Source organism: Caulobacter sp. GW822-FHT07D08, assembly GCF_058798735.1.
This window is the reverse complement of sequence record NZ_JBXAKU010000024.1, coordinates 22,021-48,791: the sequence shown is the minus strand read 5'-3', so window position 1 is coordinate 48,791 and position 26,771 is coordinate 22,021. Positions and strand designations below refer to the sequence as shown.

Below are 26,771 nucleotides of genomic sequence, written 5' to 3'. Positions count from 1 at the left end.
GAGCGACGGCATGTTTCGCAAGATCGCGGGCTTCGAGCTCCGCTACCAGCTGAAGTCGCCCGTCTTCTGGGTGGTGGCGGTCATCTTCTTCCTGCTGACCTTCGGGGCGGCGACGATCGACCAGATCCGCATCGGCGGCGGCGGCAACATCCACAAGAACGCCCCGTTCGCGATCGCCCAGACCCACCTGATCCTGTCGATCTTCTACATGTTCGTGACCACGGCCTTCGTGGCCAATGTGGTGGTGCGCGACGACGAGACGGGCTTCGGGCCGATCCTGCGCTCCACGCGAATCCGCAAGTTCGACTATCTGTACGGCCGGTTCACCGGGGCCTTCCTGGCGGCGGCGATCTCGTTCCTGGCCGTGCCGCTGGCGATCTTCATCGGCTCGTTCATGCCGTGGATCGACCCCGAGCGCCTGGGCCCGAATGACCTGCACGCCTACCTGTTTTCCTATTTCGCCCTGGCCCTGCCGTCGATCCTGCTGACCTCGGCGCTGTTCTTCGCCCTGGCCACGATCACCCGCTCGATGATGTGGACCTATGTCGGCGTGGTCGCCTTCATGGTGCTGTGGATCATCGCCAACATCGCGCTGGACAAGCCCGAGTTCGAGAATATCGCCGCCTACTGGGAGCCGATGGGCACCGCGGCCTACGGCCTGGCGACCAAGTACTGGACCGCCAGCGAGCGCAACGCGGTGATCCCGCCCTTGGCCGGGGCGCTGCTGTTCAACCGCGCACTGGCGGTCGTGCTGTCGGCCGGCTTCCTGACGCTGGCCTACAGCCTGTTCCGCTTCCAGTCGGCCGATCTTTCGGGGCAAGCCAAGGTCAAGAAGGGCAAGGCCGAGGACAAGGCCGCGCCGGTCCTGATCGCCGGTCCGCTGCCGCAACCGAAGTTCGACCGCGCCACGGCCTGGGCCCAACTTGTGGTCCGCACGCGCCTGGACATGGGCCAGGTGTTCAAGAGCCCGGCCTATTTCGTGCTGCTGTTCCTGGGGCTGGCCAACGCCATGGGCGCCCTGTGGTTCGCCACCGACGCCGGTCGCTACGGCGGGGTGATCTATCCGGTCACCCGCGTGCTGCTGAGCCCGCTTCTGGGCTCGTTCGGCCTGATCCCGATGATCATCGCCATCTACTATTCCGGCGAGCTGGTCTGGCGCGAGCGCGAGCGCAAGACTCACGAGATCATCGACGCCACCCCCGTGCCCGACTGGGCCTTCGTGGCGCCCAAGACCCTGGCCATCAGCCTCGTCCTGGTCTCGACCCTGCTGGTCAGCGTGTTCGCGGCCATCCTCAGCCAGATCTTCCACGGCTATTTCAAGCTGGAGCTCGACAAGTACCTGATCTGGTACGTGCTGCCGCAGGCGGTGGACTGGATCCTGCTGGCCGTGCTGGCGGTGTTCCTGCAGACGATCAGCCCGCACAAGTTCATCGGCTGGGGCCTGATGGTGATCTATCTGGTCACCACCATTACGTTCGTGAATCTGGGCTTCGAGTCCAAGCTCTACAACTACGGCTCGACCACCGACACGCCGTTCTCGGACATGAACGGCCTGGGCAAGTTCTGGATCGGGGCCTGGTGGCTGCGGGCCTACTGGACGGCCTTCGCGGTGGTGCTGCTCGTGCTGGCCTACGGTCTGTGGCGTCGCGGGACCGAGAGCCGCCTGTTGCCGCGCCTGCGCCGACTGCCGCTGCGCCTGCGCGGCGTCGCGGGCCTGCTGATCGGCGGCGCCCTGGTCGCCTTCGTCGGCCTGGGGGCGTTCATCTACGTCAACACCAATGTCTGGAACGACTACCGGACCAAGATCGACAACGAGAAGTGGCAGGCCGACTACGAAAAGACCCTGCTGCCGTTCGAGAACACGCCGCAGCCCAAGATCGTCGCCATGACCCTCGACGTCGACCTGAAGCCGCACGAACCCAGCCTTGAAACCAAGGGCTCGTACGTCATCGAGAACAAGACGGGCGCGCCGCTGAGGGAGATCCACGTCCGCTTCGACCGTGACCTGGCGGTCAAGGGCCTGTCGATCGAGGGCGCGCGACCCAAGAAGACCTTCGAGCGCTTCAACTACCGCATCTTCGCCTTCGACACGCCGATGCAGCCGGGCGAGCGGCGCAAGATGAGCTTCATCACCCTGCGCTCGCAGCGGGGCTTCCCCAACAGCGACCAGGAAAGCCGGGTCGTCGACAACGGGACCTTCGTCAACAACCTGGAGATCGCGCCGATCCTGGGCATGGCCCGCGACGGCCTGCTGCAGGACCGCGCCAAGCGCCGCAAGTACGGCCTGCCGCCCGAGCGCCGCATGGCCAAGCTGGGCGACGTTCCGTCCCGCCAGTTCAACGGCCTGCGCAAGGACGCCGACTTCATCACCTCGGACATCACCGTCACCACCGAGGCCGACCAGACCCCGATCGCGCCGGGCTACAAGGTCTCGGACACGGTCAGGAACGGTCGCCGCGTGGCCCGCTTCGTCACCGAGGCGCCGATCATGCCGTTCGTCTCCATCCAGTCGGCCCGCTACCAGGTCGCCGAGGAACGCTACAAGGGCGTGAAGCTGGCGGTCTATTACGACGCCCAGCACCCCTGGAACATCGAGCGCATGAAGACCGCGATGAAGCGGTCGCTGGACTATATGGGGACCAATTTCAGCCCGTATCAGTTCCGGCAGCTGCGCTTCCAGGAGTTCCCGGACTACGCCCAGTTCGCCCAGTCGTTCGCCAACACCATTCCGTGGTCGGAGGGGATGTTCTTCATCTCCGACTATCGCGACCCGACCAAGATCGACATGGTCACCTATGTCGGGGCGCACGAGATCGGCCACCAGTGGTGGGCCCACCAGGTGATCGGCGCCGACCAGCAGGGCGGGGCGATGCTTTCGGAGACCTTCGCCCAGTACTCGGCCCTGATGGTCATGAAGCGGAGTTATGGCGAGGCTCAGATCCGCAAGTTCCTGAAGTTCGAGCTGGACAGCTATCTGCGCGCGCGGGGCGGCGACGTCATCGACGAGCAGCCGCTCTACAAGGTCGAGAACCAGCCTTACGTCTATTACCGCAAGGGCTCGCTGGTCATGTACCGGCTGCAGGACCAGATCGGCGAGGAGACGGTCAACCGCGCCCTGCGCAAGCTGATCGCCGACCACGCCTTCAAGGGCGCGCCCTATCCGATCACCACCGACTTCCTGACCGCCCTGCGCGCCGAGGCCCCGGCCGACAAGCAGGCCCTGATCACCGACCTGTTCGAGAGGATCACGCTCTACGACCTGAAGACCAAGAGCGCGGCGGTGAAGAAGCGGGCGGACGGCAGGTTCGACGTGACGATCACGGTCGACGCCCAGAAGAAATACGCCGACGGCAAGGGCAAGGAGACCAATGCCGCGCTGAACGAGACCATGGATATCGGCCTGTTCACGGCCAAGCCGGGCGACAAGGGCTTCGACGCCAGGGACGTGGTGGTCTATGAGCGCCGGCCGATCCACTCGGGCGTCCAGACCTTCACCTTCACGACCGCCAGGGCGCCGACGTTCGCGGGCGTCGATCCGTACAACACGGTGATCGACCGCAACGGCGACGACAATACGGTCAAGGTCGGCGGATGAGCGGGCCGGCGATCCGGATGGACGCGGGGGCGCTGAACGCGTTCCTGCGGTCCGCGTTTCCGGAGGCCGACGCCGAGCACATGCCCTCCGTCGTGGAGGTCGAGGCCGGACGCGTCCTCTTGAAGCTGCCGTATCAGACCCGGCAGTTGCGGCCGGGCGGGGTGATCTCAGGACCGACCCTGATGACGCTGGCGGACACCGCGGCCTATGCCCTGGTCCTGGCGCATATCGGCGAGGTGGCCATGGCGGTGACCACCTCGCTCAACATTCATTTCCTGAGAGGTTGCCAGCCTGGCGATCTCTACGCCGAGGGGACCCTGCTCAAGCTCGGCCGCCGCATCGCGACGGCCGATGTCCTGATGTGGACGGAAGGGCGCCAGCGGGCCGCCGCCAAGGCGACGGTCGCCTACGCCATTCCCTGACCGTTACTGACGGGCCTTGGCGACGTCCTCGCCGGTGTCGAAGCCCTTCTTCAGGCCCTCGGCCATGTTCAGGTGTTCCTGGACCTTCGGGGCCGTGGCGGCGGCGAAGGCCTTGATGGCGGCGGTGTCGCCGTCCTGGGCGTAGCGCTGCAGCAGGTTCAGGGCCGACTGGTGAGCGTCGACCTGGCCGTCGGCGTACTTCTTGTCGAAGTCCTTGGCGTCGGCCTTGGTCAGGTCGTCGATCTTGCCCTGGGCGTCTTCCGACAGGACGGTCGGCAGGGTGATGGCCGCGCCCGAGGCGGCGATGGCCGACTTCAGCTCGGCGCTGGTGGCCATGTGGGCCTTCTCCATCGCGGCGGCGAACTTCTTCACCGACGGATTGGTCGAGCGCGTGGCGGCCAGCTTGGCGGCGGCGATCTCGAACATGTCGCTGTCGGCGGCCTTCATGGCGAAGACGTCGGCCTTGGTCTCGTCCGCCGGGGTCGGGACGGTGGCCGCCGGATTGGCGTCCGGGGTCGCGGCCTGTTCGGCCGGGGTGGCGGCGCCCTTGGTCTCTTCGGCCTTCTGGCCGCAGGCGGCCAGGCTGAGGGCGGCGATGGCGGCGGCGCCGAACATGATATGACGGTTCATGGCTCTGTCTTTCCCTGTGCGTTTTTCTTAGAGGTTGGTGGACAGGCGACGCGCGCGACGCCGTGTGACCAACAAAACTTCACGGGGCCGTGAACGGTTCCGGCAAGGGTGGGGGAAGAATCGCATGACGCAGGGTCCGCTAGCCGGATTGCGGGTGATCGAGATGGGCTCGCTGATCGCCGGGCCGTTCTGCGGTCAGGTGCTGGGCGACTTCGGGGCCGAGGTCATCAAGCTGGAGGATCCCAAGGTCGGCGACCCCATGCGCCAATGGGGGCGCTCCAAGCCTCAGGGCCTGTCGCCCTGGTGGCCGGTGATCGGCCGCAACAAGAAATCCGTCACCGTCGATCTGCGTACGGACGAAGGCCGGAACATCGCCCGCGCCCTGATCGCCAAGGCCGACGTGGTGGTCGAGAATTTCCGCCCCGGCACCCTCGAGAAGTGGGGGATGGGCTATGAGGCGCTGGCCAAGACCAATCCGGGTCTGGTCATGGCGCGGGTGTCGGGCTTCGGCCAGACGGGGCCCTATGCCAGCCGCGCCGGCTACGCCCTGGTCGGCGAGGCCATGGGCGGCTTGCGCCACATCACCGGCGAACCCGACCGGCCGCCGGCCCGGGCCGGAATCTCCATCGGCGACAGCCTGTCGGGCCTGAACGCCGCGCTCGGCGTGATGATGGCCCTGCACGCCCGCCAGAGCACCGGCAGGGGCCAGGTGGTCGACGTGGCCATCTATGAGAGCGTGCTGACGGTGATGGAGAACCTGATCACCGAATACGACCTGACCGGCTATGTCCGCGAGCGCTCGGGGGCGGTGCTGCCCGGCATCGCGCCGTCGAACGTTTATCCGACCAAGTCCGGCGAGTTGGTCCTGATCGGCGCCAACCAGGACACCCTGTTCAGGCGGCTCTGCGACCTGATGGGCCGGCCGGATCTGGCCGACGATGTCCGCTACCGCGACCATGCCGCGCGTGGCGCGCACCAAGCCGAACTCGACGCCCGCATCGCCGCCTGGACGGCCGACCAGGAGATCGACGACCTGCTGCCTAAGCTAGAGGCCGCGGGCCTGGCCACCGGCCGGATCTACCGCGCGCCCGACATGATCGCCGATCCGCAGTTCGCGGCGCGGGAGTCGATCGTCACCACGCCGCACCCGGTGTTCGGGCATATCAAGATGCAGAACGCCTTCCCGAAGCTGACGGAGACGCCGGGCGGGGTGCGCTGGACCGGACCGACGCTGGGCGAGCATACGGAGGCGGTGTTGACGCAGGTGGCCGGGATGAGCGCGGAGGCGGTGCAGGGGCTGCGGAAGCGGGGCGCTATCTGAGGGCCCGTCCTCGCCCTTCGACAGGCTCAGGGTGAGGACTACTTTCGGGGCGGTTCAGTAAGAAACCTCATCCTGAGCTTGTCGAAGGACGAGGTGTCGGTCCCGCTGATGATCAAGCCCGCCCCGTGACCCCCGCCACGGCCCGCGCGATCTGGTGCACGTTGTAGGGCTTGCGCACGATCGGGGCGTCGAACCCCATCGGCGCGGCCTTGTCGGCATAGCCCGTGGCGAACACGAACGGCCGGCCCATGGTGCGCAGGATCTCGGCCACCGGCGCGACCGACTGGCCGTTGAGGTCGGCGTCCAGGACCGCGACGTCGAAGTCCATCTCGACCATCGACAGCGCCTCGTTGAGTTCCGCCGCGCAGCCGACCACCACGACACCGGCGTCCTCCAGGCCGGCTTCGAGCTCCAGGGCCAGCAGCAGCGAGTCCTCGACGATCAGCACCTTCAGGCCGGCGATGGCGCCCGGACGAACGGTCTCGTCGGCGGCGACCACGGTTTCGACGATGCGTTCGGGAGCGACCTCGGCCGGCTCGATCGGCGGCGCGTCGGCCAGGGCCTCGGCCGCGCCCTGGATCATGGCGGTGACGCCGCTGGAGCGGTAGTTGATCTTGGCCGACCCGCCCAGTTCGCGGCCGGCGACGTCCTCGATCAGGGTGGCGCCGAAGCCCTTGGCGACTGGCGCGGTGGCCGGCGGACCGCCGGTCTCCAGCCATTCGAGGGCGAAGCCGCCCTCGGGCGTGCGCCGCCAGACGACCTCGACCTTGCCGTTCTCGGTCGAAAGCGAACCATAGCGCATCGCATTGACCGCCAGTTCGTGCAGCGCCAGCGACAGGGCCGAGGCCGCGCGCGGCGTCAGGAACAGTTCCGGCCCGTCCCAGCGGGTCTGGGTCGGGGCCAGACCGCCCAGTTCGGCGGCGGCGATCCGCGCCAGGGTCGCGCCGCGCCAGCGGGCGGCGGTCAAGAGGTCGTGAGCCGAGCTCATCGACTTCAGCCGCGCGGCGAAGGTCTTGAGGAACACGTCCAGCGAGGCCGACTTGCGCGCCGACTGGGCCGCCACCGACTGAACCACGGCCAGCAGGTTCTTGATGCGGTGGTCCAGCTCGGCGACCAGGTTTTCGCGCTGATCCTCTTCGGCCCTGCGCTCGGTGATGTCCTGGACGACGCCGATCAGATAGGCCGGCTCGCCATTGGCGTCGCGCACGATGACGCCCGAACCATGGTTCCAGATTTCGCGGCCGTCGGGGCCGCTGGGTCGGCGGTACTCGGCCTCGTAGCGATCGCTTTCCGCCAACTGCTCGTCGATCGATTCCTTCAGCCAGGCCCGATCGTCGGGATGCAGGTATTGATAGAGCGCGTCGCCGTCCTCGGCAGGGATCTCGCCGGGCTCGACGTTCGAGATCTTGGCCAGGCGGGGGCTGATCTTGAAGACGTCGCGTTTGATGTCCCACTCGAACTCGCCGAGGCTGGCGGCCGAGATGGCCAGGTCCAGGCGCTCGCTCTCGAGATTGCGGGCCAGGCATGGCTGGTCGGCCAGGCCTTCCGCGGCCAGGTCGGCCAGGTCTTCCAGGGCCTGCAGATCCTCGTCGGAGGCGGGGCCGCTCGCGCCTGGGCCTTCCACCACCAGGGCGCCCAGCACATGGCCCTGCTTGTCGCGGATCGGCGCGCCGAGGGCGACGGGGCCGTTGGCGGTCACGACCTGGTCGGCCAGGTCGCCGGCGCGGGGTCCTTCGGGGCCGGCGTAGCCAACGAAGGCCTTGCGCCAGACCCTGTCCTCGTCGACCAGGACGACGGCGGCCTTGGGCGCATCGAACAGCCGGGCGGCCAGACGCGCGAGGCGCAGGAAGCGAGGCTCGTTGACCGCGCTGTCCAGGATGTTCAAGGCCTTCAAGGCGTTGAGCCGGGCGGCTTCCTGGCGCTCGTCGCTGACGATGGGGGCGTCCTCCATGATTCGACCTTAGACCCGCTTCGCGTCTAGCGCGAGCGCCTTTGGACGCTTCTTTTCGGGCCTCGCCCGCGCTCAACCGGGGATTCCACAGTGGTGAAGCTTGGGCCCTTGCGCTAACGTGGAACCCCGACGTCGAGCAGGCGTTGACGAGGCGCAGCTTCAGCGCCCCAGGTCGGTCGCGTCGCGAACAGGAGATGATCATGCCCGCCAGTCCCGCCGCCGCCAAGGAAGCCGAGAAGGCCAAGTCGGCCACGCTCGAGGCCGTCGAACACGCCGAGCGCAGCTTCGCCCACGCCGCCGACGCCGCCCGCGTCTCGCTGACCGAAGCCGCCAAGCGCGTCGAGAAGTCGGTTTCGGAAGGCTTCGAAACCCTGCGCGCCCAGAGCCGCACCTATACCGACACCGCCGGCCAGCAGATCGAGGACGCCCAGCGCTATGCCTCGGAGCGTATCCGTGAGCGTCCGATCACCGCCACCCTCGCCGGTCTCGGCGTCGGCGTGCTGATCGGCCTGCTGCTCTCCGGCGGCCGCAGCAACAACCGGTGATCTTCGAAAAGACCCTGATGACGCTGGCCGCGGCCGCGGCGATCGCCGCCGCCGCCGCGGTGGCCGTCGTATCCGCCGCCTTCGCGATCTACGCCGTGCTGGTTCCGCTGGTGACGGCAGCCGGCGCGGCCGCGATCGTCGCGGCCGTCGCGGCCCTGATCGTCGCCATCGCCGGCATGATCGCCGCCCGCAAGGTCGAAGGTCGTCATCATAACAACCAACAGGCCCCGCAGCAGGGCTTCGACATGACCAGCAAGGTCATCGAGATCGTGCGCGACAGGCCGCTGATGTCGATCGGCATCGGTCTGGCCGCCGGGATCTTCGCGCTGAAGAACCCGACCCTGACCGCCTCGCTGGCCAAGGCGTTCCTGGACCCGAAGCCGCCGCAGCGCTGATCACGCCAATGTTGTTCAAGACAGACGCCACCGGATCCGTTCGGTGGCGTTTGTCTTGGAGCATTGGTCTTCGGATTCCCGGAAACCCTAAGTTTTCAAGGGAATCTATCTCGAAAATTTGAGCGCGCCTTGGCGGCTTGCGGCGGTGAAACCGCTTACGCTTTGTCCTGGTGGGCTCTAGATGCTTCCCGCGCGTTCCCTCCTCCCTGGAACGCCTTCCCATGGAGTGAACATGACGTACAAGCTGCCGGACCTGCCCTACGCGTACGACGCGCTGGAGCCGACGATCTCCGCCAACACCCTCCATTTCCACCACGACAAGCACCACGCGGCCTATGTGACCGCGCTGAACGGCCTGCTGAACGGCGACGACAAGGGCTCGCTGGAAGCGGTGATCAAGGGCGCCGGTCCGGGTAAGGTGTTCAACAACGCCGCCCAGGCCTGGAACCACGCCTTCTTCTGGGACGGCCTCTCGCCCACCAAGACCGCCCCGGGCGCCGATCTGGCCGCCGCCATCGACTCGACCTTCGGCGGCCTGGACGCCCTGAAGGAAAAGTTCGTCGCCGAGGGCATCGGCCACTTCGGCTCGGGCTGGGTGTGGCTGGTCTCGGACGCCTCGGGCGCGCTGAAGGTCATCTCGACCCACGACGCCGAAAGCCCGGTCACCCAGGATCTCACGGCCCTGGTGGTCGCCGACGTCTGGGAGCACGCCTACTATCTGGACTACCAGAACCTGCGGAAGGGCTTCCTGGAAGCGGTCTTCGACAACCTGATCAACTGGACCCTGGCCGACAGCCAGTACGCCGCGGCCAAGTCGGGTTCGCAAGGCTGGGCCTATCCGGCTCCGGAATAGGGCCATGCTCGGCGACTAATTTCCGGAACGCCCGGGAGTCGGGTGCGTTTTCTCGAAGCGGGGCCATGGCCTTGATTAAAGACAACGCCCCGGCTCGAAAGGCCGGGCTCATCCGGAGAGACCCATGCTGAACTGGGCCGTGACCTTCCTGGTGGTCGCCCTGATCGCCGCCCTCCTGGGCTTCACCGGCATCGCCGGGACCGCGATCGGGATCGCCAAGATCCTATTCTACGTCTTCCTGATCCTGTTCCTGGTGTCGCTGGTCAGCCACCTCTTCCGAGGCGGGCGCGGCGCGCCACGCTAGGTAGGACCGAGACAAAACGGCGGAACGGCGCGGTTCAGGCCGCGCCGTTTTCGTTTGGGCTTCTGCGGTCGCAGGCCCAGGTGCGCCAGACCTCGAACTTGCCGTGCGCGTAGGCCAGGGCCTGTACGCGCACGCAGCCGGGCTCGACCTCGATGACATTGAAGCCTGGCGCCGCGCCCCGCTCCCGGTGCGAAAGGGTGCCCGAGCCGATCGCCTGGGTCTTGCCGTCGCCGAACGGGACGGCGGTGACGAACGGCAGGTGGATATGGCCCGACAGGATGACGTCGGCCCCGGCCTGGACGAAGCGGTTGGCCGCGTCGACCCCGCCATGGACCTTGGCGGTCATCGGTCCGCCCAGAACCTCCATCAGCGGATGATGGCAGACCACCACCTTGAGGTCGTCGGCGGGCGCGGCCTCCAGTTCGCGGACGACGCGGCGGATCTGGCCGCGCGACACCGCGCCCTTCGACCAGTTCCAGCGCACCTGGGCGGCGCGGGCGGTGTTCAGCGAGGTCACGGTGATCCCCGGCGTCCGCCAGGCCGCGCCGTCCTCGTCGCCGAACCGGTCCCTGAACCGCCGCCAGGTGCGGGTGAAGCGCTCGAAGAGCTCGCCAAGGCCGACGAAGGGCGTGTCGTGGTTGCCGGGCACGACGATCATCGGATCGGGCAGGCGCTTCAGCCAGGCCGAAGCCGCGTCGAACTCGGGGGTCTTGCCGTCCAGGGTCAGGTCGCCGGCCACCACCACCAGGTCGGGCCGGGCCTCGGCGATCCAGCCTGTCGCGGCCTCGACGGCCTCCTGATTCTCGCCGCCAAAATGGATGTCGGAGAGCTGGACCAGTCTCATCGGTCTAGGCTCACTCTGGCGTCCCGTCCTTTGAGGTCTCATCTGGCGGAACCAGGGCTCGGAAGGCCTTGGGGCGGAAGCGGACAGACACCTCGGGATCGAACCGCGCGGGCTCGCCGTCCAGGATCGCCGGGATGCGGCCGTGAGCCCGGATCTTGCCGGTGCGGCAGCGGCCGGCGTTGACCGACGGGTCCTCGCGCCACTGGCCTCGCGCGGCGTTGAAGCCCAGGCGAAAGACGTCCAGGGCGCTGGACGGATCCAGCGCCGCCGCCTCCAGAGCGCGCTCGTCGGCGTCCAGGGCGGTCGAGACCAGCGGGCACATCAGGGTCAGGGCCTCGGTCTTGATCTCGGGTCGGCCGTCCAGCGAGACGCGCAGGCGGCCGGAGAAGGCGCGGCGGAAGGCGCGGCGGGCGCGGGCCAGGGCGATGTTGAAGCGGCCTTCGCGGGCCGCCTCGCGGGCCGTGGCCCACAGGGCCGGGCTACCCAGGATGGCGGCGACGAAGAAAAGACGTCCGCCGACCTCGCCGCCGGAGATGGTCCGCGCCTCGCCGCTCTCCAGGCAGGCCTTCATCGCCGCCTGCCAGTCGCGTTCGCCATAGAGGGCGTGCGGCAGCATGTTCATGGTGCCGCCGGGCAGGGGGGCGATCAAGGGACCGTCGGGCCCGGCCATTTCGGCGGCGGCGCGGGCCGTGCCGTCGCCGGCGATCACCAGCACCGCGTCCGGCGCGCTGTCGATCACCGTCCTCAGGCAGTTGATCAGCTCGCCCGGCCGCGGCGCGTGGACGACGCCGGAAACGCCGTATTCCGCCAGCAGCTGTTCGGCGATCCGCGGCGCGTCCGGGCCGACGGATCCGGACGCGGTGTTGGCGATGACCTCGATACGCTTCACGCGCTCCCCTCTTCTCGTCAAACTCGTCGACGCAACGGGCGGAGCTCGACCGTGGTTCCCCGCCAAACGGAACCGTCGTGCCCGGGAGTCGTTAGCAGCGGCAGGGGACAGGAAGCTTGGAACGGAGAGCCAGGATGAAGATGACCATGATCGCCCTGATGGGCGTGGGTGTGCTTGCCGCGGCGTGCACCTCGACCGGCAATGTGGAGCGCAACGCTGCCGGCGGGGCGGCCATCGGCGCCCTGGCCGGCGCCGTGATCGGCAACAATGTGGGCAGCGGCAGCGCCGGAACCGGGGCCGCGATCGGCGCCGCCATCGGCGGGACCGCCGGGGCCGTCAAGGGCTGCCGCGAAGACGGCGGCTGCGGGGCGACCGACACCAACCGCCGCCAGTACTATGACGAGCGGGCGGGCCGTTATTACTATTACGACTCCCGCAGCGGTCGTTACTACTGGGAAGATGGCGCGCGCCGCTACTAAGCTGGACGAGACGCGACGACGCCCCATGGAAGGCGATCGGCCCAGCCGATCGCCTTTCTTGTGTTCGCAGGTTCGAGGAGGAGGGTTCGAATGAAGACGATGAAGATCACCTATGCCGTGCAGGCCATCAGCGTGGCGGGCGTGGTCCTGGCGCTGGCGGGCTGCGCCACGTCCGAGAGCCCATGGCGGGTGTTGCGCAAGCCCGTGGCCGCCGCGCCGGCGGCCTGCGCCGACTTCCAGTCCTCGGTCTATTTCGAGCAGGACAGCGCCGATCTGACGAAGGAGGCCCGCATGCTGCTGGCCAACGCCCAGACCCAGGCGAGAGGCTGCGCCGTGAAGTCCGTGCGGGTGACCGGCCTGGCGGACGCCGTGGGGACCACCGGGGCGAATCTGGTCCTGTCACAGCGGCGCGCCGCGACGGTGACCGCCGCCCTGGCCAAGGCCGGCTTTGGCAAGGTCGAGATCGATACGACCGCCGTGGGGGACGCCGGGGCCGTTGCGGCGTCGGGCGCATCCGCGCCGCTGCGCCGTCGGGCGGACATCCTGTTCGACCTGGAGAGCAAATAGGCCAGGACGGGCGGGCCGCTCAGGCCGTTCGCTTGAGCGCAGCCGAAGGAAAGGCGGGCCGGTCGCCCGGTCCGCCCAAGTTCGCATCAACAAAGGGGGGTGCGAAGGCGGCAGGCTGGCTATCGCCAGCCTCAAGTCGGGGGGGCGTCGCCGCCTTCGCAAGGATGAAAACGACGTTTCGCGCGAACGGTTCCGACCTCGCGCGTTTTTTTTCGCGAACGACCGAAAGGGGCGGGCGGCGGGAACGGCGGTGTCCGGAACACGTTGAAATCCCAGGCGGACATGTGGTCCGCCGAGGCAGGGGAGCAACGTCGTGATCCGGACTTATCAGGCCGAGCATGGCGGTACGGTTTTCGTCTCGACGCTCACGCAGCGTCAAAGAAGGGTGCGCTCGCGCGTCATGGCCTTGGTCGTGATCGTGGCGGTCGGAGCCTCCGCCGGGATGGTGCAGGCCTTCAACGACCGCGACCACGCGGACGCCACCCGTATCTGGACGCCATAAGGAGGTATGACATCATGCCCGCCGACATTCATCACGACGCCGCGCCAGACCCGCAGGGCCCCCGCCTGAACGCCACCCGCGCCCGCCAGGGTCGCTGGGGCCGCCAGGTGTTCTGGGTGCTGATCATTTCCACCGTGCTCGCGGCGCTGGCCCTGTTCGGGGCCTGGACCTTCCGCGCCCGCGATCTCGCCGAGGTCGAGGTCAACAACGGCGCCAAGACGCCGGCCGAGGCCCAGCGTTACGACACCCAGCAGACGCCGGCGCGCCAGACGCCCTAGGGTTCTGTCTGGACGCATTTTCCGGCGACAAATCGGTCCGCGCTTCGTCGGAAATGCTCTAGCCTTGGCGATCGAAGGCGGCCTTCTGAAAGGAGGCCGCCCCTTCTCCATGTCCGTAGGAGCTCCGTCCTTCCCGCCAGGGGCCGAAAGAAAAACGGCCCTCCTTTCGGAGAGCCGTTTCAAAGGGTCTTGTCGGGAGCGACCCTGAGATCAGGCCGCCTTGGCGGTCCGGCGCGGGTGGAAGAACAGCGCCTGGCCGATCGCCGCCTTCACCGTTTCCGGCTGGAAGGGCTTGGTGATCAGGAAGGTCGGTTCCGGGCGCTCGCCGGTCAGCAGGCGCTCGGGGAAGGCGGTGATGAAGATCACCGGCACGTCCATGCGGCCCAGGATGTCCTTGACCGCGTCGATGCCCGACGAGCCGTCGGCCAGCTGGATGTCGGCCAGGACGAGTCCCGGGGTGCGGCGGGCGACCGCCTCGACCGCTTCGCTGCGGGTGGCGGCGATGTCGGTGACCTGGTGGCCGAGTTCCTTGACCAGGGCCTCGATGTCGGCGGCGATGACCGGCTCGTCCTCGATGATCAGCACGTCGGTGGCCAGTTCGGCGTCGATCTCGGCCTGGGCGTCGGAGATCAGGCGTTCGACCTCGCCGAAGTCGCAGTCCAGGATCTGGGCGGCTTCGGACGGGGTGAAGCCCTCGAGCGCGGTGAGCAGGAAGGCCTGCCGCGAACGCGGGGCGATGCGCATCAGGCGCTGGGCGGCGTCGTCGCCAGCCGTCAGGCCTTCGTCGCGGCGCGCCTCGAGCTGGGCGCCGGAGCTGAGCCAGATGGCGTGGAAGACGCGATACAGCGCCACGCGCGGCGACAGATCGTCGTCCAGCGAACGCTCGCCGGCCGCGAGGGCCTCGAGGGCCACGCGGACATAATGATCGCCGGTCGACTGATCGCCGGTGAGGGCGCGGGCGTAGCGGCGGATGTAAGGCAGATGCGGCGCCAGCCGAGCAAGAAGACTCATGACCCCTCCCGATGCGGTGTCTTCGAAAACTAACGAACGAACGGCAAAGCTATGCCGTTCCGTCGATGGTCGATAACGCCTCCTCAACTGAGCGGTTCCGTCCGGTGCGGATTTTTGACATCTTAAGCTCAAGCTTATGGAACCGGGCACGGAAAACCACGTTGTCGTCTGGCGGAAAGACATTCGGCCAAAGGGGGCGGACGCCGATGCAAATGCAGTTCGGTGTCGAGGACATGATCGAACACGTACCCATGGAAGACAAACGCAAGAGCGCCGCGGCGCTGGATGAGGCGCGTCTGCGCCAGCAGGCCATCGGCGTGAAGCTGCGCCAGATGTTCGATGAGGTGGTCAACGAGGCGGTGCCCGACGAATTCCTCGAGATTCTCCGCAAGGCCGAGCCTCCGAAGGGAGAGCGCTGAGCATGAGCGAACCGCAAGTCGGCCGCTCGCCGCCCGACCCCGTCCGTGACAACCAGTTCAAACGCGAACTGGTCACCTTGATTCCGCATCTGCGCGCCTTCGCCCGCACCCTGACCGGCGACCCCACCGCGGCCGACGATCTGGCGCAGGACGCCATGATGAAGGCCTGGGACGCGCGCGCCAGCTTCCAGCTGGGCACCAACATGAAGGCCTGGACCTTCATGATCCTGCGCAACCAGTTCTATTCGGAAAAGCGCCGCAGCTGGCGCCAGAGCCAGCTGGACCAGGAAGCCGCCGAGCGGACCCTGGTGGCGGTCGACGATCCCGAGGCGCCCGTCGCCCTGGACGAGCTGCGCCTGGGTCTGGCCATGTTGCCGGCCGAGCAGCGCGAAGCGCTGATCCTGGTCGGGGCCGGGGGCTTCGCCTACGAGGAAGCGGCCGAGATCTGCGGCTGCGCCGTGGGCACCGTCAAGAGCCGGGTCAGCCGCGCCCGCCGGGCGTTGCAGGCCATCCTCGAAGCGGGGGCCTATGATCGTGACGGCGCATCGGCGGGTGACGCCATGCATGCGATCCTCGCCGACGCGGAGCGGTTGAGCTCTCTGCGGTGAAGACTTTCGCCGGCCGCGCCGAGCAGGCCGTAACCTCCATCCGAGTCCGCCTGGCCTTCGCGCTGTGCGTGGCGTTGCTTCCCGTGCTGATCATCGGCGGCGCGCAATCGATCTTCGCCTTCCGAGCCGAGGCCGACTCGCGTCGCCAGAGCCTGGAGCTGGCCGCCGGACAGAGCGCCGCCAACGCCCGCGCCCGCATCGAGGCGGCCGGGGTGCTGCTCCAGACCCTGGGCCCAGGCTCGGTCGGGCTGGAATGCGCCCAGCGCCTGGCCGACGTGCGCGCCCGCCTGCCGGGCTACGCCAACCTGATCCGCTTCGACTCGCGCGGCCGCGTGGCCTGCGCCGCGGCCACCACGCCGTTCGACGCCGAGCGGGGGCAAAGGCCTTGGTTCCAGGAGCTGCGCGACGGCGCAAGCATGGTCGTGGCCTCGGATCCCGGCGCGGTCTACGCCAACGAGCCGGCGGTGCTGGCCGCCGTCCGCGCCGGCGCGCCCGACAAGTTCGAAGGCGCCATGGCCGCCGTCCTGAACCTGCGCGATCTCAAGGTCGGCACGGTCAACCGCTTCATGCCCGACGGGGCCGAGGTGGCGCTGGCCGATTCGAACGGCGCGATCTTCGCCGCCACCGACCCTTCGGCCTTCTCGGCGCCGCCGCGCGGCTGGCGCGAGCGCGCGGCCAAGAGCGGCGCGGCGATCTGGAGCCACGAGGACGCGGCCCACCACGAGCGCACCTACTCGGCCGCGCCGCTGGTCAATGACGATGTCTTCGTCGTGCTGTCGGCCCCCACGCCGGGCCTGGTGTCCTGGGCCTGGATCAATCCGATCTCGCGCCTGTTGCTGCCGCTTCTGGCCTTCTTCCTGGCCTTGGGCGCGGTGCTGATCGTCGCCGAGCGGGAGGTGATCCGCTGGATCGTCTACCTGCAGCGCGTGGCGGCGATCTATGCGCGTGGCCGCTTCACCGTTCGGCCGCTGCAGGCCGAGCGCGCGCCGCCGGAGATCCGCGAGCTGGCGGCGACCCTCGACGCCATGGCCGGCGGCATCGTCGCCCGCGACGCCTCGCTGCTGGACAGCCTGGCCGAGAAAGACGCGCTGATGCGCGAGATCCATCACCGGGTGAAGAACAATCTGCAGATCATCACCTCGCTGCTGAACATGCAGCAGCGGGCCCTGGCCGATCCCGCGGCCAAGGCGGCGATGAACGACACCCGACAGCGGATCACCGCCCTGGCCCAGATCTACCGCGCCCTCTACCAGGGGCCGGATCTCAAGCGCGTCGATCTGCGGCCGTTCCTGGAGGAGCTGACCGCCCAGCTGCTGGCGAACGACATGTCCACCTCGCCGCTGGTGCGGACCGAGGTCCATGCCGATCCGCTGGTCATCGATCCCGACCGGCTGGCCCCGATCGCCCTGTTCGCGGTCGAGGCGATCACCAACGCCCAGAAGCACGCCTTCGGTCCGGCGGGCGGCATGCTGAGCGTCGGCTTCCACGTGCGTGGCGAGGAGGCCGAGCTCTCCATCAGCGATGATGGTCCGGGCGCGCCCGACAGTGTCGGCGGCGGGGTCGGCCGCACCCTGATGACCGCCTTCGCCCGTCAGCTGCGCGGCAAGGTGACGTTCGAAAGCCACACCCCGCGCGGTTTGACCGTACGCCTGACCTTCCCGACCCCGCAGGCGGTGATTCCCCTAACCTAGGCTGGAACCGAGCTTCGCCGCTGACGTTCTTGAGGGGCAATCGTTTCAAGCGCCCCTTCCCCATCCCTTCGGGGGCGAACATCGGAGAAGACCATGCGTAAGCTCGTCATTATCGCCGCCGCCCTCGCGTCGCTGTCGGTCGCCGCCTGCAACACCGTCGAGGGCGCTGGCAAGGACGTTTCGTCGGCCGGCAAGGCCGTCAGCGAGACGGCCAAGGACGTCAAGTAAGGCGTTCAGACCTGTTCTAGCGAAAGGCCCGCCGGTTCCGCCGGCGGGCCTTTTTCGTTCGCGCCATAAAACGTCGCAGTATTGCGCGAATGCGACCTTGGGTGGCTTCGTCGATATCCGACTGCAAGATTGCCAAGCCAGACTTGTCCCCGTCGAGGGGCGCGCTTGTCGTTACACACCCACACCGTCTTCGTGCATAGCGGCTGGCGTTGCTCCAGCACCTATGTCTGGCATCGCTTCAGGGCGCTCGCGGGCGTGCGCGCTTACTACGAACCCTGGCACGAGCAGCTGGCCAGGCTGACGGCGCGGACCATCGATGTCGAAGCCCCCGACAACAGCGGCTTGCGCCATCCGGGCGGGACCGAGCCCTACCTGAAGGAATTCGAGGTCGTCCTCGACCCCGCGGGCGGCGTGCGGCGCTTCGAGCCCGGCTTCGCCCTCGATCGCTTCTGGATCGAGCCCGAAGCCAGCGACCTGGCCCAGCAGGCCTATGTCGAGGAACTGGTCTCCGCCGCCAGGGTCCGGGGTGAGACGCCGGTGCTGGCCTGCTGCCGCACCCTGGGCCGGGCGGGATGGCTGAAGCGCCGGTTCGGCGGCTTCCACGTAGTGCTGATCCGCGATCCGGTGCAGCAATGGCTGTCGTTCTATTCGCTGCGCAAGCGACCGCGCCCGACCTATTTCGAGCTCTGCCACTATGTTCTGCTGTCCGAGATGGCCGGCTGCGGCGACGTTTCGCGGACCCTGCTGGGCCGCGACTTCGACGCCGGGGGCCAGGGAGGCGGGACCTTGGACGCGCGCGTCGCCGCCGTCCGCCGGCGCCTGAAGCGCGCCCCGGCCAGCGTTTCGTTCCAGGCCTTCCTGGCGGTGTGGCTGCGCTCGTACCTGAAGGCCCTGCCGGAAGCCGACCTGGTGGTCGATGTCGATCGCCTGGCCCGTGACCAAGCCTATGCTCGTGAGATCGAGGCGGCGATCGAGGCCGGCTGCGGGCTGAAGCCGGACTTCTCCGACTGCCGCGCCCCGGCGCCGCACGGCATCGTCCCGCCGATCGCGTGGCGCAAGGCCGCCCGCCGGGTGGTGGATCTGATGGACCTGCACGGCGCCATCGTCGGTCCGGAGGCGCCGCCGATCCTGTTCCGCAAGCTCGCGCCCGCCTTCGCGGCGGTGACGCCGGCGCCGGTGCGCGGAATGACCAAGCTGGGAGAGGCGCTGGGCGGCCTCGTCGGTGGGGCGACGGTGACGCGCGCGCCCGCCAAGGCCTACGCCGCCGCGGCGACTCGCACGGACGGATCGCGCAGGTAGATACCGACCCCGCCGGGCGCGGCGGTCAGCACGTCGTCGAATTCCGAGACGTCGTCTTCAGGATCCAGGGCCAGCACGCCGTCGCCCGGCAGTAGGGCGACCAGGGCCTGGACCACCTTGGCCCGCAACGCGCCGTCCATGTTCCGCAGCACGCCGCGCAGCAGGATGACGTCGAAGCGGCCCATGACCGACAGGTCGGACAGCAGGTTGATCCGCTTCCAGCGCACCATCTGACGGATGCGCGGTGAGATCGTCCAGGTGTCGTCCTGGTTCTCGAAATACTTGATCAGCATCCGGATCGGCAGGCCGCGCTGGACCTCGAACTGGGTGTAGATGCCGGCCTGGGCCTTTTCCAGCGAGCGCTCGGAGAGGTCGGAGCCGAAGAACTCGAACCGCGTCCCGGTGGCCAGGGCGTTGGCCTCATTGGCGGCGATGGCCAGCGAATAGACTTCCTGGCCGGTGGCGCAGGCCGCGCTCCAGATGCGGATCGGAGCGTCGGGGCGGCGATGCGACAGGGCGGGCAGCACCTCGTCGCGCAGCTGGGCGAAGGCCTCGCGGCCGCGGAAGAAGGTGGTGTCGCTGCGGCACAGGGCCTCGACCACGGCCCAGATCAGCCGGTCCTCGCGCTTGGCCCGCAGGGCCGCGATCAACGCCTCGATCGAGTCATAGCCTTCGCGTCTCGCCAGCGGCGAGAGACGGCTTTCGACCAGGTAAGGCTTTTCGGTTTCGACCCGCACGCCGGCGCGGGCGCGGCCCAGGGCCGCCAGCAGGTCCATGTCCTCGGGCGTCACAGCAGGCCCGCCTCGGCGAACTTCGCCTCGATGATGTCGCCGTCGAACGGCTTCATGATGTATTCGTCCGCCCCGGCCTCGATGGCGGCGCGGATGTGATCGGGACTGTTCTCGACCGTGCAGAAGACGACCTTGGGCGCGGCGCCGCCGGGCTCGCTGCGCAGCTGGCGCAGGAAGTCGATGCCGTTCATCACCGGCATGTTCCAGTCGAGCAGCACCGCGTCGGGCATGGCCGCGCGGCACCACGCCAGGGCCTCCATGCCATCGGCGGCCTCGGCGATCTCGAAGCCGATGTCCTCGAGGACCCGGCGGGCGACCTTGCGGATCACCCGGCTGTCGTCGACCACCAGACAGGTCTTCACGGCATGCTCCAATTCAGGCCGCCATCGTGTGAGCGGTCTGGTTAAGGAGCGGTTTGCCTAGACCCGGATCGGGGTGCGGCAAATGTAACTTTTATAGTGGAGCTTCCGCCAGAGAACCCTAGGCGGGGACCCAAGCCGCGATACAGGCGCGTTCCTCGCCGATCTCGACGGCGATCTGGCCGCCGGCCGCGCGGACCAGGGCGTTCAGATAGGCCGCCTGAACCCACGGACCGCCCAGGCCCTCGGCCAGGGGCTCGCCCTTCAGGCCGGCCAGGACCTCCGGACGCAGGCGGGCGCGGGGGCCCACCGAGTCGGCGATGATCGAGAAGCGGCCGTCGGCGGCCACGCCCTTGACCGTGGCCACGCCGCCCGCCGGCAGGGCGCTGGCGGCGATCTGGGCGATGTTGAGGATGGCACGCGACGAGGACTTGTTCATCGCCTGCGGCTCGATCTGCCAGTCCAGGGTCGGGCGCACGTGGGCGAACACGCCCTGGGCCAGCTTTTCCAGCTCGCGCGAGTCGAAGTTCTCGGCCGAGGCCGAGGCGCCGAACGCCACGCGGGTGAACTGCAGCAGGTCGGCCAGCTTGCGGGCCGACGAGGCGATCAGGTTCATGGCGTCGTCGCGCATGTCCTGGGCCGCCGGGTCGTCCAGCAGATCCAGGCCCGAGACGATGGCGCTGGCCGGGCTGATGAAGTCATGGCACAGGCGCGCGGCCAGCATGGCGGCGAAGTCGGGACCCTGGACGTCCGTTTCGGGGGACGCGGAAGCGGGGGCCGCAAGGGAGGTCTCTGGGACGATGTCGGTCATGGCGGCGGACTCTGCCGTGATTTGAGGCTTTGGCAAACGGGGCCCGCCGCTCTAAACGAAGCCCGTGGTCGATCCGTTTCTAGAGCCCGGCGTTTTGGTGCGCCATCCCGGCCAGCCCGACTGGGGTCTGGGGCAGGTTCAGTCCGTGATCGGACACCGCGTGACCGTCAATTTCGAAGAGGCCGGCAAGCAGACCATCGACGCCAACCGCGTGCGTCTGGTCTTCGTCGGCGACGACCCCAGAGGACTGGGGTGAGGGGACAACAATGAGCAGCGAAAATCTCGCGGATTGGGGCCGCGCCCTGGCCACGATCACCGATGAGGCGGCGGCGGTCATCCTGCCGTTCTGGCGCACCGAGCTGGCCGTGGTCCAGAAGGCCGACGAGAGCCCGGTCACCGAAGCCGACCGCGCCGGCGAGCGCCTGATCCTGCGGCGACTGGCCGAGCTCTATCCGGACGTGCCGGTGATCTCCGAGGAGGACGCCAGCGAGTTCGGGACTCCCGACGCCGTGGGACCGCGCTTCTTCCTGGTCGATCCGGTCGACGGCACCAAGGCCTTCGTGCGCGGCGACCCCAACTTCACGGTCAATATCGGCCTGATCGACAACGGCGCGCCGGTCGCCGGCGCGGTCTGCGCCCCGGCCACGGGCGAGGTGTGGTTCACGACGGCGCAAGGGGCGGTGAAGCGCTCGGGCCCGGACGGGGCCGAGACGCCGGTCCACGTGCGTCCTTGGCCCACGGGCGAGGCTCTGGGTCTGGTCAGCCACACCATGCGCGAGGAGAACGCCGCGGAACTGGCCGCCCAATACGGTTTCGACCTGCGCGCGCCGATGGATAGCTCGATCAAGATGTGCCGCATCGCCGAGGGCTCGGCCGACATCTATCCGCGCCATGGTCCGACCTCGGAGTGGGACACCGCCGCCGCCCACGCGGTGGTGGTCGCGGCCGGCGGGACCTTCACCCAGCCGGACGGCTCGCCGTTCCTCTACGGCAAGGCCGACCAGGGCTTCCGCAACGGCTGGTTCGTGGTGCGCGGCGGGCCGGCGGCCTAGAGCGCGTTAGGTTTAAGTGTGAGCGGTTAAACCGCTCGAACGCGCTCTAAGTGTATGAAGATAGAGCCTGTTTATCTGGTTTAGATGGTTCCATCTAAACCAGACAGGCTCTAGGGAACCTCCTCCGTCACGGTCTCGCCGGGCGTCGTCATGATCGTCCCGGCCGAGGCCGCGACGATCGCGGCGATGGCCAGCCATTGGGTCAGGGCCAGGTGTTCGCGCAGGATGACGAGGCCCGCCAGCGCCCCGGCCGCCGGCTCCAGGCTCAGCATGACGCCGAAGCTTCGCTTGGGGATGGCGCGCAGGGCGATCATCTCCAGCGAATAGGGGATGGCGCTGGACATCACCGCCGCCACCAGGCCCAGCGCGATCAGCCTGGGCTGGAAGAGCGCGGTCCCGGCCGAGGCGACGCCGATCGGCACGACGATCAGGGCCGCGGCGGCCATGCCCAGCGCCACCGAGCGCCCGGCGTGCAGGTGGCCGGTCCGCTTGCCCAGGATGATATAGAGCGCCCACATCACCGCCGCGACGCAGGCGAAGCCGACCCCGACGGGATCCAGCGGCTTGGCGCCGGGATCGATCGGCAGCAGCAGGGCCAGGCCCAGGACGGCCAGGCCGATCCAGACGAAGTGGATCAGCTTGCGCGAGCTGGCGACCGAGACCGCCAGCGGCCCGATGAACTCGATGGCCACGGCCACGCCCAGCGGCACCGTGCGGATGGCCATGTAGAAGCTGAGGTTCAGCACGCCCATCACCGCGCCGTACAGCGCGACCCGGCCTAGATCTGCGCGCGAGATCGGATGCCGCCAGGGCCGCCAGACGAGCATCAGGATAAGCGCCGCGAACCCGACCCGATAGGCGCTGGTCCCCTGCGCGCCGACGACCGGAAACAGGCCCTTGGCCAGCGACGTGCCGACGCACAGCGTGACGATCGCCCCGATCAGGGCCGCATAGGGCAGGAAGCGTTGGCGGGCGGCGGACATCGGCCGCTTTTAGGGCCGCGAACCCTTCCCGTCATCCCGCGCACAAGGCGCGGGATGACGGTTTAGATCAGGCGCTTACTTCTTCACCCAGCCGCCATCCAGCGGCTTCCAGTATTGGCCCGGCGCCAGGCGGCTGTAGAGCTGCTTGGCGGTGGCCTGGCCGGCGGCGTCCTGGGTCACGCCGGTCTTGGCGGCGATGTCCTTGTAGGCGGCGGCGCGGCCGGTGTTGATCTCGGCCACCGAGGCGCGCAGGGACGCGTCGCCGCCGGACACGATGCCCAGATAGCCGTCGGCTTGCTCGCCGACCGTGCCAGCGGCCTTGGCGGCGTCCACGGCGGCCTTGGCGGCGGCGGATTGGGCCATGGCCAGGTTGGCGCCGGCGGCGGTCATCGCCAGGCCAAGGGCCAGAACCGTCATCGTCTTGCGGATCATGTCGGCTCTCCTTCTAGAACAGGTTGGGGTTTTGCTGGATCAGCGACTGGACTTCCTTGTCCAGCCGCACGCGCACATCGGCGTCCAGCTTGGCGTAGATGTTGATCGGGTCGACCTTCACGCGGACGGTGGGCGTGCAGGCGGCCGCGCCGAGCGCTCCCGTCGCGGCGAGGGTTAGCAAGAGGGCGCGCGTCTTCATGCGTGAAGTCTCCAGTTCGTATTCAGCTTGGCGGGTCAAGGTTGAACCGCGCCTGAACGGGTTTGGGCCGGCTTCGAGAAGGCGAGCTTCCAGGCATTGAGAAGCTCGTCGAAGTTCAGCGACGTGTCGAGGGTCAGATCGACGGGCGTCTTGGCCGGCAGGGCGATGCGCTTGTCGAAGGCGCGGCCGCGCAACAGGTCCAGGATACCGACCCGGGCCTTTTCGGGGACCTTGGGATCGTGCCGGCCCTTGATGTGGAAGAGCACGCCGAGGCGACCGTTGTCGGTGCTGTTCACGCCCGCCTCCATCTGGTCGAAGGCCAGGTTCTCCATGGCCTGATAGGCGAAGTCCTGGATGGCGTTGACCTGGGCCGGCGCCGGCGGCGGCGCGCCCGGGCTGTCGGCGGGGCTGGCCGCGACCCCGGTCAGGGCCGTGCGCGACAGCTCGACCCGGCCCGGCTGGATGGCGGTGATCCTGCCCTCGTGGAAGCGCAGGCCCTCGGGACCGAAGGTGAAAGGCAGGCGACCGTCGACCACGGCCTGCACCGTGACCTTCTCGGCCAGGGACGAGGCGGCGATCACCTCGCCCAGGTCCAGGTGCTCGATGACGATGACCCCGTTGAGCGGCTTGTCGACGCCCAGGGGCACGTCGATCGGTTCGATCGAGATCCGGCCCTTGGCGGCCTCGAACGTGGTCTTGGAGATCTTGAGGCTCTCGGCGGCAAGCTGGAACACCGACTCCACGGCCGTCAGCGGCACGATGGAGTCGATCTTGACGATCCTAAGGGTCTGGTCCGGGGCGGTGGTCAGGGGCGCCAGGCTGTCGAAGGCGACGGCGCCGTCCAGGGTGGCGACGAAGCCGATCGGACTGGTGAAGTCGATCTTGTCGGCGACCAGACGGCCCCGGCTGGTCGCCCCCCCTCCATTCGGATTTTGGGCGTCCCAGGCGAAGACGCCGGTGAAGCTGGCCGGGCCTCGCGCGTCGGTGGCGAAGGCGGCCATCGGCGACAGGTCGGCGGGCTGCAGGCCGTCCTTGGCGAAGGTCAGTTTCGAGGCGTCGATATCGGCCTGGCCGACGCCGGTCGCCACCACGTGGCGCAGGCGGATCTCGCCCAGCGGCGCGCCGACGGGCGTCGCGGCCTGGAAGGTCCCGTTCCAGAGACCGCCTGACAGCGTCAGGCCCCCCTTCGCCAGGATCGCATTGAAGCGGCGCTCCGGCGCGGCGTCGGTGACGGCGGCGCTGGCGACCTGAACGCTGGCGCGCTCGAAGCCGCCGGCCCCGCCCAGGGTCGCCTCGCCCTTGACGCCCCGGAGTTTGGCCTGGGCGAGGGCCAGTTCGCCTTCGGCGTCCTGGAAGCGCAAAGCCGCGTTCCAGCCGTTGGCCCCGGCCGTGACCAGCGGGGCTCTGGCTGGGCACAGGGTCGCCTTGATCGCGGTGACCGGGGCGTCGCCGAGGGCATAGGCCTTGGCGGTGATCGGCGCGCACTTGGGCGTGGTCAGGGTGAAGCGGCCGCCGGCGATCCGCGCCTGGCCATCGATCTGGCCGGTGACGCCCTGGATCGGCGGCAGGTCGAAGCTCTCGGTGGCGATGGTCAGCGGCGAGGTCATGATCCCGCCCGCGGCGCGCCAGTCGCTGGCCGTGATCCGCACCTTTGGCAGGCCGCCGCCCGCGAGCGCGACCTGCAAGGCGCCACGCGCCCCCTCCGGGCCCGCGTCCATCAGCAGGGCCTTCGGGGCGGCGGCGGTCAGCACGACGCCGTTGGACGCGGACAGGCGCGCCTCGCGGGGCAGGGTCAGCTTCGCGCGCGCGCCGCTGATCTCCAGCCCGACGGCGGGCAAGGCCAGGTCGAAGGTCCGCAGGGCCTGGCTCAACGGCTTGCCGTAGTCCGGGTTGGGGATCAGGGCCGCCAGGCGCTCGGCGTCCGGGCCCGAGACGGCGCTGTGGCCGCCGGCTGAGCCGTTCAGGGTCAGGAACAGGCCCTTGGCGCTCTGGTCGACCCGGCCGCTGGCGTTCAGCCGCGCCGAGGCCACGGCCAGCGCGCCGGCGGCCAGACGGTCGGCGCCGGCCTCGATCTTCAGCGGACCGTTGACGCTGGCGCCGTTGGCGTCGGCGATCAGGCCCAGATTGTCGGAGGTCGCTCGAGCGCGAAAAGCGCGGAGCGCGGTTCCGGCGGCCACGGCCTCGCCGACCCGCAACTGCGCGCTGGCGGCGCCGCGCAGGGTCAGCCGGCCGTCCTGGCGGCCGCCGGCGATGCGGGCGAGGTCGACGGCGAGGCTGGCCTCGCGGGCGTCCAGCGCCGGCGCCGACAGTCGCCCGCCGCGCAGGGCCGCGCGGCCTCGACCCAGGAAGGCGAAGCTCTCCAGCCCGCCGTCCAGGCGTCCGGTCAAGGAGAGGTCGCCGGTCACCGCCTCGCCCTGGGCGTCGCCGAAGCGGCCGTCCTCGGCGCGCAGGGTCAGCCGCGCTTCCAGCGGGCCGCTGGCGGTCATCCTGGCCAGGTCCGGATAGGGCAGGTCGGCGGAGAGCCTGACGGTGGTCCCGGCGAGGTCGGCGGCCTCGGCCTCCAGGCTGTCGAGGGCCAGCGAGACGTCTATGGTCAGCCGGTCGCCGCGCTTGCGGGCCGTGACGGTCGCGCCCTTGGCGTCGAGGACCAGGTTTCGCGCCGCATAGCGCAGCGGCGCCAGGCGGCCGTCGAAGCGCAGCAACTGGCCGTCGTCGAGGCTGGCGTCGCCGGTGATCCGGGCGCGGCCGCCGGGGGTGATCAGGTCCAGCCGCGCGTCCTCGACCAGCACGGCCGGTCCCGGGACGTTCGGCGTCTTGGGCGACTTCAGGAAGTCGTCGATCAGCGGCTGCAGGGCGCCGAAACGCACCTGGCCCTTGTCGTCGATGCTGGCCAGCACCCGCGGGCGGACCAGCCGCACGGCCTTGGTCTGGATGCCGAATTTCTCGCCGTTCCACGGCGCGGACAGGTCGTAGGCGACTTCCAGCCGGTCGGCGGCGAAGACGGGGTTGTCGCGCGAACCCAGGCGGACCTTGCCGGTGAAGCCTGTGGCGTCCAGGTCGTCCAGCTCGACGGCGGCCTCGACGCCATGCTCGCGCAGCCAGGCCTCGGCCAGCTCGCGGCTGATTTCGCGTCGGCCCGACCAGACCACGAGGCCGGTGGCGATCATGGCCAGCATCGACAGCGACAGGGCCTCGAGGCCGAGGTCGATCAGGCGCGCGCGATCCCAGGCCTTCCGGGGCGTCTTACGGGTTTCGGGGGCGGTCGGGGGCTCGGCCATCAGGTCCTTGGCAGTCCAGATCCTAGAAAAAGCCC

Annotated in this window: 30 protein-coding genes and 1 pseudogene; 19 read left to right on the top strand and 12 right to left on the bottom strand. The window is 68.9% G+C overall.

From position 1 onward, the window contains the following. Positions 1-10: 10 nt before the first annotated feature. Both AC1RJ9_RS25980 and AC1RJ9_RS25975 read left to right on the top strand, forming a co-directional pair. Entirely contained in the window at positions 11-3,595 is a 3,585-nt protein-coding gene (locus AC1RJ9_RS25980) for an ABC transporter permease/M1 family aminopeptidase (protein ID WP_492841266.1), read from the top strand. Further along, positions 3,592-4,017: a PaaI family thioesterase gene (locus AC1RJ9_RS25975; RefSeq protein ID WP_492841264.1), complete on the top strand. Its 426-nt coding sequence runs from the start codon at positions 3,592-3,594 to the stop codon at positions 4,015-4,017. The genes AC1RJ9_RS25980 and AC1RJ9_RS25975 overlap by 4 nt, the downstream gene beginning before the upstream one ends. A gap of 3 nt (positions 4,018-4,020) precedes the next feature. On the opposite strand, the gene AC1RJ9_RS25970 is transcribed toward AC1RJ9_RS25975, so the two are convergent. Then, positions 4,021-4,647, bottom strand: coding sequence for a DUF4142 domain-containing protein (locus AC1RJ9_RS25970; protein ID WP_492841262.1), 627 nt, complete (start codon positions 4,645-4,647; stop codon positions 4,021-4,023). 124 nt (positions 4,648-4,771) lie between these two features. On the opposite strand from AC1RJ9_RS25970, the gene AC1RJ9_RS25965 reads away from it, so the two are divergent. Continuing rightward, a complete protein-coding gene (locus AC1RJ9_RS25965; RefSeq protein WP_492841260.1) occupies positions 4,772-5,968 on the top strand; it encodes a CaiB/BaiF CoA transferase family protein in 1,197 nt (398 codons plus the stop codon). Between the two features lie 4 nt (positions 5,969-5,972). Beyond that, positions 5,973-6,097, top strand: a pseudogene (locus AC1RJ9_RS25960) (hypothetical protein); the annotation flags it as partial. Here the strand turns inward: AC1RJ9_RS25960 and AC1RJ9_RS25955 are convergent. Next, positions 6,081-7,919 (bottom strand): HWE histidine kinase domain-containing protein, encoded by a 1,839-nt coding sequence (locus AC1RJ9_RS25955; protein WP_492841258.1) that lies wholly within the window; start codon positions 7,917-7,919, stop codon positions 6,081-6,083. The pseudogene AC1RJ9_RS25960 and the gene AC1RJ9_RS25955 overlap by 17 nt on opposite strands. Positions 7,920-8,119: 200 nt before the next feature. Here AC1RJ9_RS25955 and AC1RJ9_RS25950 point away from each other — a divergent pair, with 200 nt between their 5' ends. The 4 genes from AC1RJ9_RS25950 (at position 8,120) to AC1RJ9_RS25935 (ending at position 10,016) form a co-directional block, all read left to right on the top strand. Continuing rightward, positions 8,120-8,464 (top strand): hypothetical protein, encoded by a 345-nt coding sequence (locus tag AC1RJ9_RS25950; protein ID WP_492841256.1) that lies wholly within the window; start codon positions 8,120-8,122, stop codon positions 8,462-8,464. After that, a complete protein-coding gene (locus AC1RJ9_RS25945) occupies positions 8,461-8,859 on the top strand; it encodes a DUF883 domain-containing protein (RefSeq protein ID WP_492841254.1) in 399 nt (132 codons plus the stop codon). The genes AC1RJ9_RS25950 and AC1RJ9_RS25945 overlap by 4 nt, the downstream gene beginning before the upstream one ends. A 232-nt stretch (positions 8,860-9,091) precedes the next feature. Further along, the gene (locus AC1RJ9_RS25940; RefSeq protein WP_492841252.1) at positions 9,092-9,712 is read left to right on the top strand and encodes a superoxide dismutase; all 621 of its coding nucleotides are present in this window, start codon (positions 9,092-9,094) and stop codon (positions 9,710-9,712) included. Positions 9,713-9,836: 124 nt separating this feature from the next. Then, positions 9,837-10,016 carry a DUF1328 domain-containing protein gene (locus AC1RJ9_RS25935; protein WP_125159561.1) on the top strand — a complete coding sequence of 60 codons (180 nt, stop codon included), beginning with the start codon at positions 9,837-9,839 and terminating at the stop codon, positions 10,014-10,016. Between the two features lie 34 nt (positions 10,017-10,050). On the opposite strand, the gene AC1RJ9_RS25930 is transcribed toward AC1RJ9_RS25935, so the two are convergent. Both AC1RJ9_RS25930 and AC1RJ9_RS25925 read right to left on the bottom strand, forming a co-directional pair. Next, positions 10,051-10,860, bottom strand: coding sequence for a metallophosphoesterase family protein (locus AC1RJ9_RS25930; RefSeq protein WP_492841250.1), 810 nt, complete (start codon positions 10,858-10,860; stop codon positions 10,051-10,053). 10 nt (positions 10,861-10,870) lie between these two features. Next, positions 10,871-11,749, bottom strand: coding sequence for a diacylglycerol/lipid kinase family protein (locus AC1RJ9_RS25925; RefSeq protein ID WP_492841248.1), 879 nt, complete (start codon positions 11,747-11,749; stop codon positions 10,871-10,873). 134 nt (positions 11,750-11,883) lie between these two features. Here AC1RJ9_RS25925 and AC1RJ9_RS25920 point away from each other — a divergent pair, with 134 nt between their 5' ends. From AC1RJ9_RS25920 to AC1RJ9_RS25905, 4 genes are all read left to right on the top strand, one after another. After that, entirely contained in the window at positions 11,884-12,228 is a 345-nt protein-coding gene (locus tag AC1RJ9_RS25920; protein WP_492841246.1) for a YMGG-like glycine zipper-containing protein, read from the top strand. 90 nt (positions 12,229-12,318) lie between these two features. Then, complete coding sequence (locus tag AC1RJ9_RS25915) at positions 12,319-12,795, top strand: OmpA family protein (RefSeq protein WP_492841244.1); 477 nt, start codon at positions 12,319-12,321, stop codon at positions 12,793-12,795. Positions 12,796-13,108: 313 nt separating this feature from the next. Next, on the top strand, positions 13,109-13,297 hold the full coding sequence (locus tag AC1RJ9_RS25910; RefSeq protein WP_492841242.1) for a hypothetical protein: 189 nt from the start codon (positions 13,109-13,111) through the stop codon (positions 13,295-13,297). A gap of 14 nt (positions 13,298-13,311) precedes the next feature. Then, positions 13,312-13,575 carry a hypothetical protein gene (locus tag AC1RJ9_RS25905; protein ID WP_492841240.1) on the top strand — a complete coding sequence of 88 codons (264 nt, stop codon included), beginning with the start codon at positions 13,312-13,314 and terminating at the stop codon, positions 13,573-13,575. Positions 13,576-13,785: 210 nt separating this feature from the next. Here the strand turns inward: AC1RJ9_RS25905 and phyR are convergent, their stop codons facing one another. Continuing rightward, positions 13,786-14,586, bottom strand: a complete 801-nt coding sequence (gene phyR / locus AC1RJ9_RS25900) for an anti-anti sigma factor/receiver protein PhyR (RefSeq protein WP_492841238.1) — start codon at positions 14,584-14,586, stop codon at positions 13,786-13,788. 233 nt (positions 14,587-14,819) lie between these two features. Here phyR and nepR point away from each other — a divergent pair, with 233 nt between their 5' ends. The 5 genes from nepR (at position 14,820) to AC1RJ9_RS25875 (ending at position 18,831) form a co-directional block, all read left to right on the top strand. Then, entirely contained in the window at positions 14,820-15,005 is a 186-nt protein-coding gene (nepR, locus tag AC1RJ9_RS25895) for an anti-sigma T factor NepR (RefSeq protein WP_199743613.1), read from the top strand. Between the two features lie 2 nt (positions 15,006-15,007). Further along, a complete protein-coding gene (locus AC1RJ9_RS25890) occupies positions 15,008-15,613 on the top strand; it encodes a sigma-70 family RNA polymerase sigma factor (protein ID WP_492841236.1) in 606 nt (201 codons plus the stop codon). Continuing rightward, entirely contained in the window at positions 15,610-17,304 is a 1,695-nt protein-coding gene (phyK, locus tag AC1RJ9_RS25885) for a sensor histidine kinase PhyK (protein WP_492841234.1), read from the top strand. The genes AC1RJ9_RS25890 and phyK overlap by 4 nt, the downstream gene beginning before the upstream one ends. Positions 17,305-17,397: 93 nt before the next feature. Then, complete coding sequence (locus AC1RJ9_RS25880; RefSeq protein ID WP_125159551.1) at positions 17,398-17,532, top strand: entericidin A/B family lipoprotein; 135 nt, start codon at positions 17,398-17,400, stop codon at positions 17,530-17,532. Between the two features lie 165 nt (positions 17,533-17,697). Then, positions 17,698-18,831, top strand: a complete 1,134-nt coding sequence (locus AC1RJ9_RS25875; protein ID WP_492841232.1) for a hypothetical protein — start codon at positions 17,698-17,700, stop codon at positions 18,829-18,831. On the opposite strand, the gene AC1RJ9_RS25870 is transcribed toward AC1RJ9_RS25875, so the two are convergent. The 3 genes from AC1RJ9_RS25870 to chpT all read right to left on the bottom strand — a co-directional run bounded on the left by AC1RJ9_RS25870 (position 18,789) and on the right by chpT (position 20,792). Next, entirely contained in the window at positions 18,789-19,622 is an 834-nt protein-coding gene (locus AC1RJ9_RS25870; RefSeq protein ID WP_492841230.1) for a CheR family methyltransferase, read from the bottom strand. The two genes, AC1RJ9_RS25875 and AC1RJ9_RS25870, sit on opposite strands and share 43 nt — an antisense overlap. Then, the gene (locus tag AC1RJ9_RS25865) at positions 19,619-19,996 is read right to left on the bottom strand and encodes a response regulator (protein ID WP_492841228.1); all 378 of its coding nucleotides are present in this window, start codon (positions 19,994-19,996) and stop codon (positions 19,619-19,621) included. Before AC1RJ9_RS25865 ends, AC1RJ9_RS25870 begins: the two co-directional genes overlap by 4 nt. A gap of 106 nt (positions 19,997-20,102) precedes the next feature. Next, positions 20,103-20,792, bottom strand: coding sequence for a histidine phosphotransferase ChpT (gene chpT, locus AC1RJ9_RS25860; RefSeq protein WP_492841226.1), 690 nt, complete (start codon positions 20,790-20,792; stop codon positions 20,103-20,105). 64 nt (positions 20,793-20,856) lie between these two features. Here chpT and AC1RJ9_RS25855 point away from each other — a divergent pair, with 64 nt between their 5' ends. Next, positions 20,857-21,048, top strand: coding sequence for a DUF3553 domain-containing protein (locus tag AC1RJ9_RS25855; RefSeq protein ID WP_492841224.1), 192 nt, complete (start codon positions 20,857-20,859; stop codon positions 21,046-21,048). A 10-nt stretch (positions 21,049-21,058) separates the two neighbouring features. Beyond that, on the top strand, positions 21,059-21,844 hold the full coding sequence (gene cysQ, locus AC1RJ9_RS25850) for a 3'(2'),5'-bisphosphate nucleotidase CysQ (protein ID WP_492841222.1): 786 nt from the start codon (positions 21,059-21,061) through the stop codon (positions 21,842-21,844). Between the two features lie 110 nt (positions 21,845-21,954). Here cysQ and AC1RJ9_RS25845 read toward each other — a convergent pair whose 3' ends face one another. The 4 genes from AC1RJ9_RS25845 to AC1RJ9_RS25830 all read right to left on the bottom strand — a co-directional run bounded on the left by AC1RJ9_RS25845 (position 21,955) and on the right by AC1RJ9_RS25830 (position 26,736). Continuing rightward, entirely contained in the window at positions 21,955-22,827 is an 873-nt protein-coding gene (locus AC1RJ9_RS25845) for an EamA family transporter (protein ID WP_492841220.1), read from the bottom strand. 75 nt (positions 22,828-22,902) lie between these two features. Then, positions 22,903-23,259, bottom strand: coding sequence for a YdbL family probable chaperone protein (locus tag AC1RJ9_RS25840; protein ID WP_492841218.1), 357 nt, complete (start codon positions 23,257-23,259; stop codon positions 22,903-22,905). A gap of 13 nt (positions 23,260-23,272) precedes the next feature. Beyond that, the gene (locus tag AC1RJ9_RS25835; protein WP_492841216.1) at positions 23,273-23,458 is read right to left on the bottom strand and encodes a YnbE family lipoprotein; all 186 of its coding nucleotides are present in this window, start codon (positions 23,456-23,458) and stop codon (positions 23,273-23,275) included. Positions 23,459-23,493: 35 nt separating this feature from the next. Beyond that, positions 23,494-26,736 carry an intermembrane phospholipid transport protein YdbH family protein gene (locus tag AC1RJ9_RS25830; protein WP_492841214.1) on the bottom strand — a complete coding sequence of 1,081 codons (3,243 nt, stop codon included), beginning with the start codon at positions 26,734-26,736 and terminating at the stop codon, positions 23,494-23,496. Positions 26,737-26,771: the final 35 nt, after the last annotated feature.

Coding starts and splice junctions, on each gene's coding strand:
- AC1RJ9_RS25980 (WP_492841266.1), top strand. CDS start 11: ATGTTTCGCAAGATCGCGGGCTTCGAGCTCCGCTACCAGCTGAAGTCG.
- AC1RJ9_RS25975 (WP_492841264.1), top strand. CDS start 3,592: ATGAGCGGGCCGGCGATCCGGATGGACGCGGGGGCGCTGAACGCGTTC.
- AC1RJ9_RS25970 (WP_492841262.1), bottom strand. CDS start 4,647: ATGAACCGTCATATCATGTTCGGCGCCGCCGCCATCGCCGCCCTCAGC.
- AC1RJ9_RS25965 (WP_492841260.1), top strand. CDS start 4,772: ATGACGCAGGGTCCGCTAGCCGGATTGCGGGTGATCGAGATGGGCTCG.
- AC1RJ9_RS25955 (WP_492841258.1), bottom strand. CDS start 7,919: ATGGAGGACGCCCCCATCGTCAGCGACGAGCGCCAGGAAGCCGCCCGG.
- AC1RJ9_RS25950 (WP_492841256.1), top strand. CDS start 8,120: ATGCCCGCCAGTCCCGCCGCCGCCAAGGAAGCCGAGAAGGCCAAGTCG.
- AC1RJ9_RS25940 (WP_492841252.1), top strand. CDS start 9,092: ATGACGTACAAGCTGCCGGACCTGCCCTACGCGTACGACGCGCTGGAG.
- AC1RJ9_RS25935 (WP_125159561.1), top strand. CDS start 9,837: ATGCTGAACTGGGCCGTGACCTTCCTGGTGGTCGCCCTGATCGCCGCC.
- AC1RJ9_RS25930 (WP_492841250.1), bottom strand. CDS start 10,860: ATGAGACTGGTCCAGCTCTCCGACATCCATTTTGGCGGCGAGAATCAG.
- AC1RJ9_RS25920 (WP_492841246.1), top strand. CDS start 11,884: ATGAAGATGACCATGATCGCCCTGATGGGCGTGGGTGTGCTTGCCGCG.
- AC1RJ9_RS25915 (WP_492841244.1), top strand. CDS start 12,319: ATGAAGACGATGAAGATCACCTATGCCGTGCAGGCCATCAGCGTGGCG.
- AC1RJ9_RS25905 (WP_492841240.1), top strand. CDS start 13,312: ATGCCCGCCGACATTCATCACGACGCCGCGCCAGACCCGCAGGGCCCC.
- phyR (WP_492841238.1), bottom strand. CDS start 14,586: ATGAGTCTTCTTGCTCGGCTGGCGCCGCATCTGCCTTACATCCGCCGC.
- nepR (WP_199743613.1), top strand. CDS start 14,820: ATGATCGAACACGTACCCATGGAAGACAAACGCAAGAGCGCCGCGGCG.
- AC1RJ9_RS25890 (WP_492841236.1), top strand. CDS start 15,008: ATGAGCGAACCGCAAGTCGGCCGCTCGCCGCCCGACCCCGTCCGTGAC.
- AC1RJ9_RS25880 (WP_125159551.1), top strand. CDS start 17,398: ATGCGTAAGCTCGTCATTATCGCCGCCGCCCTCGCGTCGCTGTCGGTC.
- chpT (WP_492841226.1), bottom strand. CDS start 20,792: ATGACCGACATCGTCCCAGAGACCTCCCTTGCGGCCCCCGCTTCCGCG.
- cysQ (WP_492841222.1), top strand. CDS start 21,059: ATGAGCAGCGAAAATCTCGCGGATTGGGGCCGCGCCCTGGCCACGATC.
- AC1RJ9_RS25845 (WP_492841220.1), bottom strand. CDS start 22,827: ATGTCCGCCGCCCGCCAACGCTTCCTGCCCTATGCGGCCCTGATCGGG.
- AC1RJ9_RS25840 (WP_492841218.1), bottom strand. CDS start 23,259: ATGATCCGCAAGACGATGACGGTTCTGGCCCTTGGCCTGGCGATGACC.
- AC1RJ9_RS25835 (WP_492841216.1), bottom strand. CDS start 23,458: ATGAAGACGCGCGCCCTCTTGCTAACCCTCGCCGCGACGGGAGCGCTC.
- AC1RJ9_RS25830 (WP_492841214.1), bottom strand. CDS start 26,736: ATGGCCGAGCCCCCGACCGCCCCCGAAACCCGTAAGACGCCCCGGAAG.